Origin of the sequence: Cytobacillus sp. S13-E01, assembly GCF_029193815.1 — a bacterium.
In the GTDB taxonomy this organism is placed as follows: domain Bacteria; phylum Bacillota; class Bacilli; order Bacillales; family Bacillaceae_L; genus Bacillus_BV.
The window spans coordinates 25,953-38,833 of sequence record NZ_JARFVC010000038.1; the positions used below are offsets into that span (position 1 = coordinate 25,953).

A 12,881-nucleotide genomic window follows, 5' to 3' on the forward strand; every position below is an offset into this window, starting at 1 on the left:
ATGTAAGAGTCCATTATTATCAAATGAAGGGACTCTTTTTAGTTTACCAAAAAAATAGTTAGCAATTAGTTCTTTGACACTGTAGAAATAATAATATAATATTATTATATAAGAAATACCTTGTAAACTTAGGAGGGAAATATGGCTAATAAATTACATTTTCTATTTATCCATGGGGCAGGGGGAACACAAAGCAAATGGCGTCTATTACGTGAAAAGCTAGGAGATATCCCAGCTCAATATGTGGATCTACCAGGACGTGGAAATAACCTAGATGTAAGCGCTAATAGTATTGGTGCTTATGCAAACAAAGTAAGTGACATGATTCATGAAGAGACAATTGTAGTTGGTCATTCAATGGGAGGTTTAATTGGAATACAATTGGCATCAACAAATCCAAAAGTTAAAGGTTTAGTGTTAGTTGGTAGTCACTTCACTCTTCCAGTTCATCCGAAAATTCTTAATAAGTTGAATGAAGGGACTTTTCCTGATGGATTGTTTTATGCTTCGTACAGTAAGGGAGTTTCAACTGTACTTTTAGAAGAAGAAAAGGCTGAAATAGGAAATGTACCTATCAGTGTAACCCATAATGATTTTTACGCCTGTAATGAATATATGGAAGGGAAAAAGAACTTAATAAAAGCAGCTGTTCCAATTTTGGCGGTATATGGGGAAGATGATCGAATGCTCCCTCTTAATGCTTCATCAGAAATAATGTCATTGAATTCAAATACTACTGTTACTACCGTTACTAATTCCGGACATTATATCATGATTGAACAACCAGAAGCGTTAGCTGATATATTAATAGAGTTTAGAAACAATCTTAATTAATCAAATTCATGGAGGTAGATAGTGATGAAGGTTGCTGGGTTAATAGGTAGCGTTCGAAGCGGCTCATATAATAATTTAGTTGCAAATTATATACAAAAAGAATACAAGGATAAAATGGAAATAGATTTTCTAAATATAAAAGAACTTCCTTTTTTTGATCAAGAATTAGAAGAGGATCCCCCTGAGATCGTAAAGAATATCAAGGATAGTATTGCAAACTCTGACGCTGTATTACTCGTAACACCTGAATACAATCATTCTGTTCCAGGTTTGCTAAAGAACGCATTAGACTGGTTCTCACGCGGGGAAAAAGTAATGGTTGGTAAGCCTGTAATAATCGTTGGTGCAACAACGGGTGTACTTGGTACAGTACGTTGTCAAATTCATCTTCGTCAAATACTTGCATCTCCTGGCCTCGCCGCAAAGGTGTTACCGGGAAATGAAGTACTAATTGGAAAAGTTCATGAAAAGTTGGATACAAACGGTAACCTTACTGACGAACCAACAAAAGATTTCCTAAACACAGTAGTGGAGAATTTCACCAAGTTTGTTATTAATCAACGAATCACGTAAATGCGTAAGGAGTTACTATGTTTAGGTAATCCTTTTTTGAAAGATAAATAAATATAAAAGTTTGTACCTAGTTTTAATGTCTAGCTCCGGGCACCTTGGGCTTTTCTGTTATTAGATAATTTAGAAAAATTAAAATAACTTCATTGACATGAAAAATAAAATAATATAATATTATTAATAATAATAAAGAAGTAATATTATTAATTGTTTGAAATTTGGTGCTAATTGTTCTTGATAATCATTTTCACAATTACAAAGTTAATTTTCCAGAGGTTGTAAGCGTTTCCTATAACATATATAAGGAGGATTTAATATGGGAATTAATGTAGTTAGATATGAAGAAAGTGGAAATTCAAGGTGGGGAGTTCTTAAAGATTCTTTGGTTTATCCTGTTAATGGAATATATGAAACTTTATCATCATTTCTTCAAAATGGGCTTGATGAAGCTAATGAAACTCTTACTAATGGTCAAAATGGAGTTTCATATGAAGTATTGAAATTACTTAGTCCTGTGACAACTCCAGCACAGATTGTATGTCAAGGTGCCAACTATAGCGCTCATCGTGAGGAAGCCGGCCTTCAAGCAGCAAAACCACCTTTTAATCTAATCTTTACTAAAGCTCCAAGTTCTATCTCAGGACCTAACGATGATATTAAAAGTCCGGCACATGTTAAACTATTAGACTATGAGATTGAGTTAGGACTAGTGATTAGAAAAGAAATAAATAATGAAGTTCAAGTAACTACAGATAATTTTCATGACTATATAGCGGGATTTGTCATTACTAATGATGTATCTGCTCGTGATGTTCAGTTTACTGAAGGTCAATGGTTTAAAGGGAAAAGTTATCGTACATTCTGTCCAGTTGGACCAATCCTTTACCTATTCGATAAAGATGAGACTCCATATCTTCATCAACTACAATTAACATTATCCGTAAATGGTGAGGTGCGACAATCTGCAGTAACTGAACAACTATTGTTTAAACCTGAGGAAACCTTAAACGAGTTATCACAATTACTTAGTTTCTATCCTGGAGACCTATTATTAACAGGGACGCCTGGGGGAGTAGCACTTAAACTAACACCAGAAGATCTTGATCAACTATCTAATCCTTTTGCAAAACTTGATCAAAAAATCACACGTTTGAATGATAGCCAGGAAAGCAACTCCAAGTATTTGAAAAATGGTGATGTTGTCAAATGTCAAATTAAGAGCTTGGATGGTCATATTGATCTAGGTGTTCAGGAAACACATGTTACCTTTTTATCTGAATAATAGGCTCTAACAAAACCAGAATTAATCATTTCAGATAGTATAATTTTAGATTCTTATTAACTATTATGACATGAAAGGAGGGAAATTCATGAGAGTCATAATAAAAAGAGCGCCAGATGGAAAAATCACACTACAGGAAACTGCCAAGATTGCAATAGTAACGATAAACCGTCCTATAGCAAGAAATGCACTCACCACCAATATGTGGAGAGAACTAACTAGAATTGGAGAAGAGATTACTACTAATCCAAAAAATAAGGTAGTGCTATTAAGAGGGATCTCTGGAAACTTTACAGCAGGTTCTGATATAAAAGAATTTTGTGAGATGGATGTTTCTCAAGCAAATGAAGCGTTTGAAATGATGGAAAAGACGATATCAACCTTTGAGAATCTTCCTATGCCTGTTATTGGAGCAATAGATGGCCCAGCTCTTGGGGCTGGTTTTGTCTTGTCACTAGCCTGCGATATCAGAATTGGCACACCAAAGGCTAAGATGGGTATACCAGTTGGTAGATTAGGAATTAAGCTTGGTCCCTCCTTTGTAAGTAGAATATCAAAATTAATTGGTCCTAGTCGAACAAAGGAACTTGTTTTTACAAATGAAATATACGACTCTCAAAAGTCCTATAATTTTGGTTTACTAAATCAAATTGTACCTAGTTCTGAATTAGATCATTTTACTTTACATTTGGCTCAAAAAATTGGAAAACAATCAAGAGCGTCATTAAGAGCTGTGAAGGACTCAGTCCAATTAACATGGATGGACAAGGATACTAAATGGGATTTTGTTGATCCAACCGACTTTCCAGAGGGTTGTTTAGCTTTTGTAGAAAAACGAGAACCGAGCTTCAAGTAAGTGAAAAATGTTAAAACATACGTATGAGCTCACGTTTATTCCTGTTACAGGAGTGCATATATGGAAATCTATGGGTTGTATGGAAAGAGTGGTACGGGTAAAAGTCACAAGGTTTTTAAGGTATTATATGATTTAAAGATAAACGCTGTAATTGATGATGGACTTTTAATAGTTAACAAAAAGAAGGTCGCTGGGAAAACAGCAAAAAATGAAAATTCATTAATAGCGGCCACAAAAAGAGCTACATTTTATTCAGATAGTCATAGGGATGAAGTATATACCTATATAAGAAAAGCGAATATCAATTCATTACTTATAGTAGGAACATCTAAGAAAATGATTAGTAAAATTGTGGAGAGATTGGATTTACCTACCGATATTTCCTGGATCGCCATTGAAAGTTATCAAACTAGTAAAGAGCTTATAACCGCACAGCAAAAAAGAACAAAAAATTTTCATGTTATCCCGGTATGTCCAGATGAAATATCAAATACCTTTAATGGAAGCTGGTTTAAAAAACTTATCATAAAGCTAGGAAAAAGTAAGGAATCAATCCTGTTAGTAAAACCAATTTACCAACAGAAAAACAAAATTATTATTTCACCGGAATGTATAAAAGATATAGTAAACATTGTATCTATCAGTTCTTTTTATATTCATAACCTTCAAATCGATTATGAAAAAGTAACTATAACAATCTCCACTAAAGGAGAATGTAAAATAGGCAATTTAATAGAATGGCGAGATGAATTGGTGTCTATATTATATAAAATTTCTAAGATTAACTACACAGTAGATATTAAATGGCGCGCTATTACAGTTGAAAAGAAATCTAGTTTTTTCAGTACTACATTATAATAACAAATAGGTAGTATTATTTATTTGTTTATGAAAGCGTTTACCAAACAGCTGACTGTTGATTTTTTTCTAAAAAAATGAGGGTTATCTTTATCTTACAGCCAATCGGCTTACAGATAATTAAATAATTTCTATAAACTAATTAATCGAATGGAGTGGTTGATTTGAGTAAAAGATTATTGGTTAAAAATGGTAGAGTATTAACGTTGGATAAAAGTATTGGGGATTTTTCAAATGCAGACATTCTAATTGAGGGAAAGAAAATTGTTGCAATTGAACCCAGTATTGATGCAACTGATTGCGAAGTTATTGATGCAACCGACATGATAGTAATGCCAGGCTTTGTTGATAGTCATCGTCATACTTGGGAATCACTTGTTCGAAATATCGGTCCAGACTGGTCATTAGTAAAGTATTTAGAAAACATTTATTACGGGAACCTTGGAAGTTTGTCAAGACCTCAGGATAGTTATGTTGCAAACTACCTTGGCGCCTTGGAAGCACTTGATGCAGGTGTAACGACATTGCTAGATTGGTCAATGATTATTTCTCCTGATCATTCTGACGAACTTATTCGTGGATTACAGGATTCAGGAATAAGAGCTGTGTTTGCACACGGTGTCCCAGGTGATGGAGAATATTGGTCTAGAGATAGTGTTCTAGAAGCACAAGATAGCAGACGACTTAAGAAGCAGTATTTTTCTTCAGATGATCAGTTACTTACAATGGGATTAGCAATTCGCGGCCCTGAATTCAGTTCATGGGAAGCTTCTGTTAATGAAATTAAGTTAGCTAGAGAACTAGATGCTGTGTGTTCTATGCATTTGGGTTTTGGGACTTGGGGCTCAGTGGATAGATCAATCGAAAAATTACATAAAGCTGGATTACTAGGTCCAGACCTCAACTTTGTTCACGCGAATACGCTAAGTTATGGAGAATATAAACTGATTGCAGATTCAGGCGCATCGATTTCAGTTACTCCAGAAATCGAAATGATGATGGGGCATGGCTACCCAGCTACTGGCTTGTTTATTGAAAATGGTGGAAGACCAGCTCTCGGTGTAGACGTGGTAACTTCAACTGGAGGAGATATGTTCGCCCAAATGAAATCTGCAATACAATCGGAACGTTCTAGAGTAAATGAAGTGACTTTGGCAAACAGTGAAATGCCTGTACAACTGAACATTTCTACTAGGGATGTCCTAGAATTCGCAACAATTGATGGTGCTAAAGCGCTAAAATTAAATCATAAAGTCGGGACGTTAATACCAGGAAAAGATGCAGATTTCATCATGGTGAGAACTACTGATTTAAATATGTTCCCTATTAATGATCCAGTTTGCGCAGTTACACAGTGTGCACATACAGGTAACGTTGATTCAGTCTTTGTTGCAGGTAAAGCAGTAAAGAGAAATGGTAAGTTGTTGAATGTTGATTTAGATGGGCTACGTAAAATAGCATATGAATCCCAAGAATATATTTTAACAAAATTCGCCGAAAAAAAGCATGTTCAACAATAATATTACCCAAAAAAATAATAGAGACGGTTGATAGTAAGTAATCGCTGATTTAGCGAACAGAGTTTAGAGGCTTCGAAAAAAAGGTGTGGAATCTATGTACAATATCGCGTGCGAGGCTGTATTGAATAAAAGGATGAATTTAAAGGATATTGATTAGTATAAAAGCAAGGCCAACCATACACATTATATTGAAACATAATAAAATCTCTGCGGGATATCCCGTGGAGATTTCTTTTAACTTAATCAAACCAATTTAGATTCACCGATTCATTTTACTAGATTTTTTCCGGTTGTACTGTTTATGATATTTAAGTAGGCTACAAATAATGAAAATAAGGAGACCCTAAGAATTGACAACAATTGCTGGACAACTAAGTGTGGAATATAATTTATCCAAATCGGAAAAGAAGAAAATCATCTTCTTGATGTGTTCTGTCTTACTATTTTCTGTTATGAATGGAACCATGTTCATGATTGCTATACCTGATATTGCTAAGTCATTTTCACTTTTGCCCTCACAGGTTAGCTGGGTTGTAACAGGGTATATTATTCTTTATGCAATCGGTGCATTGGTGTATGGGAAATTAGCCGATATATACCCTTTAAAAACGCTATTAACCATTGGACTTAGCTTGTTTGCTATTGGTTCAATTTTAGGGTTTTTAGCACCGAGTTTTATTCTGGTAGTTCTTTCACGCATGATTCAGGCAACAGGAGCAGCCTCTATTGTTGCACTGGCATTTATTGTACCGTCAAGGTATTTTCCAGAAGAACGGGGTAAGGTATTAGGAATTGTTTCGAGTACAATGGCTTTCGCCTCTGGTATTGGACCCGTGATCGGTGGGTTTGTAGCGGGTGCACTGAACTGGCAATATTTATTTTTAATTTCTGCGTTGGTTTTACTTACAATTCCTTTTTTTCGGATCTGGATGCCTGAAGAGGAGAAAAAAGAAGGAAAAGTTGATATACTTGGTGCTGTGTTTATCGGGGTTGCGGTAGCTTCCCTTATACTCTTTATTACGATATTAATTTGGTGGTACATCGTTATTAGCATTGTGTTCGTTAGTTTGTTTGTTTGGAGAATATTTAACAGTGATAATCCGTTTATCAATCCTGATGTATTCCGTAACGTACCTTTTCGAACGACGATTATTACAGGCTTTTTAGCGATCATGACAATGTTTGGTATGATGTTTATGATGCCTCTTATGTTAAGTGAGGTTAATAATTTAAACACACTATTTATAGGTCTAACACTATTTCCAGGTGCAATGGCTGCAGCCTTTATCGGAAGATGGGTAGGTGTCTTAACTGATCGGCAGGGTAGTAAACAAGTAGCCTATATTGCTTTTGCACTTATGATAAGTGGCTTCTTTTTGTTATCTAGCTTTATTGGAAGTGCACCTTGGGTTATAAGTATTGTGATCATTATAAGTTATATTGCATTTCCCTTTCTCCAGACGGCTACTGCTAATTTGATTGCAACTTTTCTGCCTCGAAATGAAATTGGGGTTGGAATGGGTATCTATAACTTATTTAATTTTATGTCTGGAGCCTTTGGTGGTGCGATTATCGGAAAAATGTTAGATAACGAAAGCAAGTTTTTGTTAAACCCTTTTTCCGTTGCCCAGGGCAATGCGATCATCTATAGCAATGTTTTCATCGGTCTTGTTGTGTTGACAATTTTAAACGCCTTATTCTTCTACTTTGCATTTAAAAAAATAGAAGTCAGATAATCGACGCTTGTCGCCGGAAAGGCGGGCGGCCTGCGGTTTTCTTAAAAGATAAGGAAGTATAAAAATTTGTACCAAGTTTTAGTGTCTAGCTCCGGGCGCCATCGACTCGAGGTCATAAGCCAATCCGTCCGGAAGGTAAAGAACAACCTTCCAGCCGGCTTGTCTTATGCTTGTCGCCGATAGGCGGGCGCCCTGCGCTTTTCTTATGTAACAATAAAGTACAGCAAAAACAAGGAGGGTTCTTTTATGGAGATTGGTTTAAGTACATTTGTAGAAACAACGCCAGATGTTGAAACTGGTTTGGTAATAAGTCATGCACAACGAATACGTGAAGTAGTTGAGGAGATTGTACTTGCAGATAAAGTAGGATTAGATGTTTTTGGAGTTGGTGAACATCATCGTGAAGACTTTGCGGCGTCTAACCCAGCAGTAATCCTTGCTGCAGCTGCGGGACAGACAAAACGGATACGACTGACAAGTGCGGTCACGGTACTTTCTTCTGCCGATCCAGTTCGAGTCTTTCAAGATTTTGCTACGCTTGATGGGATTTCGAATGGCCGTGCAGAGATCATGGCTGGTCGTGGTTCTTTTATCGAATCCTTTCCGCTGTTCGGGTATGATTTAAATGACTACGATGAATTGTTCAATGAGAAATTGGAGTTGTTATTAAAAATACGAAAGTCTGAGAAAGTGACGTGGAGTGGAAAGCATCGTCCTGCCATTTTAAATCTTGGAGTATATCCACGCCCAGTTCAGGATCCATTGCCAGTATGGATTGGTAGTGGTGGCAATCAAGATTCTGTCATTCGTGCTGGTCTACTTGGACTTCCGTTAGTACTAGCTATTATTGGTGGTAGTCCGATGCAATTTGAACCACTTGTCCAGCTTTACAAGAAGGCAGCCGCTCATGCAGGCCATGACATATCGAAATTGCCAGTTGCATCACATTCACACGGCTTCATTGCAGAGGAAACACAACTTGCTGCTGACAAGTTTTTCCCTTCAACACAGCAAGTTATGAACAAATTAGGAAAAGAGCGAGGCTGGGGTCCATATGACCGCTCAAGCTTCGATGCTGCTCGCAGCTTTGAAGGTGCATTGTATGTAGGCGATCCGAATACGGTTGCTGAGAAAATCATTCACCTTCGAAAAAATGTGGGTATAACACGTTTTATGCTCCATGTACCTGTTGGCACGATGCCACATGAAGATGTTATGCAAGCGATCGAACTATTGGGGACAAAGGTGGCACCGAGAGTTCGAGAAGAAGTATCTATATGGGAAGCAGCTAGCGAAGGTAAGTAGAACTAGCTATTGTCTTGAATGGTTAAAATATTATCTCAAGTTTTTAAGAAAGGACCTTTTATATGAAAAATGTAAACATACCTGTATCTGTCTTAAATCTTGCCCCTATTCGAAAAGGGCAGGATGCTAAAGAGGCCATCGATGCAATGGTCGCTTTGGCACAAGCTACTGAAAAAATGGGCTACACACGCTATTGGATTGCTGAGCACCATAATACTCCGACACTAGTGAGTTCAGCAACTTCCTTGTTAATTAAACATACATTAGAGCACACAGAAAAGATACGAGTGGGGTCCGGTGGAATTATGCTACCGAATCATTCACCATTGGTAGTGGCCGAGCAATTTGGAACAATGGCTACAATTTACCCAAATCGTTTGGATCTTGGTCTTGGTCGGGCACCTGGTACTGATATGATGACTGCAAGTGCACTAAGACGATCTCAGAATGATTCTGTCTACACGTTTCCTGATGATGTCAAAGCACTGCTTTCTTATTTTGGGCCCGAAGATCTTCAAAGTTATGTAAAAGCTTATCCAGGTGTAGGTACGAAGATTCCAGTCTATATTCTTGGTTCATCCACAGATTCTGCTTATTTAGCGGCTAAACTAGGCTTACCCTATGTGTTTGCCTCACACTTTGCACCAAGATATATGGAAGAAGCGATTTCAATTTATCGTGACCGATTCCAGCCATCCGAATATCTTGACACACCATATATGATGGTATGTTTAAATGTTATTGCGGCTGAAAGAGATGAAGAGGCTAAATATGAATTGACAACGATGCAGCAATTTTTCTTAAATATTGTCCGCGGTACTCAATCACCGTTAAGTCCTCCAGTTGAGAACATGGACCACATTTGGAATCTACAAGAAAAAGAAATGGCATCATCGATGTCCAGTGTGACATTACTTGGAAGTAAAGATTCGATACGTGAACAACTGGGAAGATTCCAAGAAAAGTATAACGTAGATGAAATAATGGCCGTATCATATATTTATAATCCTGATAAACAAAAACGTTCTTATGAAATATTTAAAGAAGCGGTTGAAGGCAGATGAAAAATTGAATATAAACAAACCTACCTAAGAATATCAATAACAATATCATTAAAGGATGAAGTCAACATGGTTTCATCCTTTTGCTCTATATTTTTAGAGTAGTATCAGCATAAATGAAGTATCATAAACGAGAGAGGAACACCAACAAAATCCACAAGAAGAGCGCATATTGGGAAATCAACGTATAAAGGAAGTGAAAAAACAGTTAAAAAAATATATGTCATTTGCTTTATATTGTTTACTTCATTTTGGAATTTAGATAAAGCTGATGCAAGTGAACGAGTAGTGTTAGTAAGTGTCCCTTCAGAAATATGGCATCAAAATATTTATTTAATGGCAGATAGAATAACTTGGATGGACTATGAAAACTTTGCTGTCCAAGTGGGTGATATGGGACAAATGTTATATCACTTTCCTAGTTGGTACCACGGAAAGTACGAACCTAAACTATTTGAAGAGGATATAAGTGGTGATATGTTAGATGATATCATTATTGTGCTAAATAATGATAAAGCTGGTCCTAGGAAGCCTAGAAAGGACATTCACGTACTACATTTTATTGAAGGACAAGGATATGAAGAAGCTCCTGTTGAACCTTTACAAAAGACACAAATTAAGATAAACCGTAATGTGAAACTAGAGAAATATGATAATACCGTGACTGTTCATATAGGGAATGAAAAATATACCACCGACATTTCCAAATATAATTACGAAAATCCACGTGAACCGTTTAACCTCAGTTTTGAGTTGATAGATTACTCTGTTGAAAATGGACAGTTAGTTGGAGCTGTTCCCGTTTATGTATCACGAGATACTATCGGTGGAGGCTTAATCGGTTACCTTAAACTTGAGTATATTTGGGGTGGGAAAGAATATGTTGTAAATCAGATAAACTTTAATCAATATAATTTGAAAGATGACCAATTTTTCTTCCCAAATTGACTAAATCAGAGTAATTTCTTCGCAAGTTACGGGGCTATTAGTCATTAAGTTATTAGGAGATGGGATAAATAGAGAGAATGCTCAGAGTTTTATAATGCGCTGAGCATTTTTGGTTGCTGTTTCAGTGCAACCTGACAAATTTGTTAATCCAAAATCACACAAGCGATGTCCAAACTATTATCTAAAAATAGTAAAAGATTTAGAATTATTGTCCAAAAAGGAATGTTTTATAGTAAACTTCTAGATAAGCGAATTTATTTAGAGATCTATGAACTAGACTTGAAAGTGAAAGAAGTGAGAAATTGTGATTAACTCCTTTAAACTAACGACCAATAATTTTGGGATGAAAATGAAAGTTTATCTATTTCAAATCGATGATATTCTCATTGACACTGGACCATGTAGTCAGGGTAAGGAAGTCCGATCCATTCTAAAAGAACATCCTATTAAGAGGGTCGTTCATACCCACCACCACGAAGACCACACAGGTAATAGCCCTTGGGTTGAGAATCATTTAAAAATCCCACAGTGGATTCATCCACTAGGTGTTAAATTGTGTGAAGAGTCTACTAAACTTCCTTTCTACAGGGCTGCCATTTGGAACAATCGGAAAGCATTTCATCCTTTAGCACTTGAAGGACCCTATATTGAAACAACATCACATAGGTTAAAAGTGGTTCATACCCCAGGTCATGCAGAAGATCATATCGTCCTTATGGATGAAAAAAACGGGCTATGCTTTACAGGTGATTTGTATTTACATCATCACCCCACTTCCAATTTTTCTTTCGAATCCGTACCAGAGATCATTCGTTCCTTGGACAAAACATTAGCACATCGTTTCCAAGACATTTATTGCTCCCATAGAGGATATATTGAAGACGGGAGAAAACTACTCGAACAAAAACGAGAGTATCTGTTGAGACTTCAAGAAAAAGTAACAACAAGGTTTCAAGAAGGAAAATCAATTAGAAGAATTAGAAAAGAATTATTTCCAAAAAATAAAATGTTTCAGTATGCCTCCTTTTTTGAAAATTCACCGATCCATACTGTGAAATCTATTATTACAGACGTTAATGAAAAGGGATGATACCCTTTGATAGATAAGGATTTTGTTAAAAAACAACAATTTTGAAAATAATAGGATAGGAAACTTTTCGGAGTAAATAATCCCGAGTTTAACGACTTTTGGAATCAAGGAGAGGTCTGATATGTCTTTTACATTAGAAACTTTTATTCAAGCACCATTGGAAAAAGTATTTGAATTTGCAACCGACTATCATAATGCTACGTCTATCATGGATAATGTCGTTGAAACAGAAAAATTAACTGATGGCCCTGTTGAGCAAGGTACAAAAATAAAAGAAGTACGAGAAATAAGAGGCAAAAAGGCAGTGGCTATTCAGATTGTGACTGAATATCTCCCTAACCAAAAATACTCTGTTAAAAGCGAGCAAAATGGTTATACCATAGAATATCATTATTCCTTCACCGCTAAAGAGGATGGAACCGCTGTTCATTTTAAAGGAGAGATTAGCACTAGAGGGATTAAGAATATGCTATTTAAACCAATGTTTGAACGAATTATCAAAGTGGAAGATTCTGACCATCTTGATCGATTGAAAAAGCTCCTTGAACCGCAGGCTGAGGTGGAAGCGGAGATCTAGTTTAATGCGGTTTTATATTTTTTGAGGGATGTTGATGCAAAGAAATAAATCGGTCCTGACTCACTCCACGGGGCAAGCCCACGTGGGTTCTCACATATAGATTCTCGCAAGCGTACTTGGAGTCGAACTCCCATCGGCGTTACGCACTAACTACAGGGGTGAAAACCAACAGACAAGCGATCCACCGACCACATTGGCGTCTGTTTTCTCTTCATGTGAAGACAGAGGCGAAGTCAAACCCCTG

12 protein-coding genes are annotated in these 12,881 nt (G+C 36.6%); all 12 read left to right on the top strand.

The features are described from left to right. Positions 1-141: 141 nt before the first annotated feature. On the top strand, positions 142-834 hold the full coding sequence (locus tag PY093_RS18045; protein ID WP_275647203.1) for an alpha/beta fold hydrolase: 693 nt from the start codon (positions 142-144) through the stop codon (positions 832-834). Between the two features lie 24 nt (positions 835-858). Further along, positions 859-1,407 carry an NADPH-dependent FMN reductase gene (locus PY093_RS18050; protein WP_275647214.1) on the top strand — a complete coding sequence of 183 codons (549 nt, stop codon included), beginning with the start codon at positions 859-861 and terminating at the stop codon, positions 1,405-1,407. A 313-nt stretch (positions 1,408-1,720) separates the two neighbouring features. Further along, positions 1,721-2,686: a fumarylacetoacetate hydrolase family protein gene (locus PY093_RS18055; RefSeq protein WP_275647204.1), complete on the top strand. Its 966-nt coding sequence runs from the start codon at positions 1,721-1,723 to the stop codon at positions 2,684-2,686. A gap of 88 nt (positions 2,687-2,774) precedes the next feature. Then, positions 2,775-3,542, top strand: a complete 768-nt coding sequence (locus tag PY093_RS18060) for an enoyl-CoA hydratase/isomerase family protein (RefSeq protein WP_275647205.1) — start codon at positions 2,775-2,777, stop codon at positions 3,540-3,542. Positions 3,543-3,602: 60 nt separating this feature from the next. Further along, the gene (locus tag PY093_RS18065; protein ID WP_275647206.1) at positions 3,603-4,400 is read left to right on the top strand and encodes a hypothetical protein; all 798 of its coding nucleotides are present in this window, start codon (positions 3,603-3,605) and stop codon (positions 4,398-4,400) included. A 164-nt stretch (positions 4,401-4,564) separates the two neighbouring features. Further along, the gene (locus PY093_RS18070) at positions 4,565-5,920 is read left to right on the top strand and encodes an amidohydrolase family protein (protein WP_275647207.1); all 1,356 of its coding nucleotides are present in this window, start codon (positions 4,565-4,567) and stop codon (positions 5,918-5,920) included. A gap of 350 nt (positions 5,921-6,270) precedes the next feature. Next, positions 6,271-7,656 carry an MFS transporter gene (locus PY093_RS18075; RefSeq protein ID WP_275647208.1) on the top strand — a complete coding sequence of 462 codons (1,386 nt, stop codon included), beginning with the start codon at positions 6,271-6,273 and terminating at the stop codon, positions 7,654-7,656. A 246-nt stretch (positions 7,657-7,902) separates the two neighbouring features. Further along, on the top strand, positions 7,903-8,961 hold the full coding sequence (locus tag PY093_RS18080) for an LLM class flavin-dependent oxidoreductase (RefSeq protein ID WP_275647209.1): 1,059 nt from the start codon (positions 7,903-7,905) through the stop codon (positions 8,959-8,961). A gap of 62 nt (positions 8,962-9,023) precedes the next feature. Further along, positions 9,024-10,025: an LLM class flavin-dependent oxidoreductase gene (locus PY093_RS18085; protein ID WP_275647210.1), complete on the top strand. Its 1,002-nt coding sequence runs from the start codon at positions 9,024-9,026 to the stop codon at positions 10,023-10,025. Between the two features lie 285 nt (positions 10,026-10,310). After that, entirely contained in the window at positions 10,311-10,970 is a 660-nt protein-coding gene (locus PY093_RS18090; protein WP_275647211.1) for a hypothetical protein, read from the top strand. 304 nt (positions 10,971-11,274) lie between these two features. Further along, the gene (locus PY093_RS18095; RefSeq protein WP_275647212.1) at positions 11,275-12,060 is read left to right on the top strand and encodes an MBL fold metallo-hydrolase; all 786 of its coding nucleotides are present in this window, start codon (positions 11,275-11,277) and stop codon (positions 12,058-12,060) included. A gap of 121 nt (positions 12,061-12,181) precedes the next feature. After that, the gene (locus PY093_RS18100) at positions 12,182-12,637 is read left to right on the top strand and encodes an SRPBCC family protein (RefSeq protein ID WP_275647213.1); all 456 of its coding nucleotides are present in this window, start codon (positions 12,182-12,184) and stop codon (positions 12,635-12,637) included. Positions 12,638-12,881 lie beyond the last annotated feature (244 nt).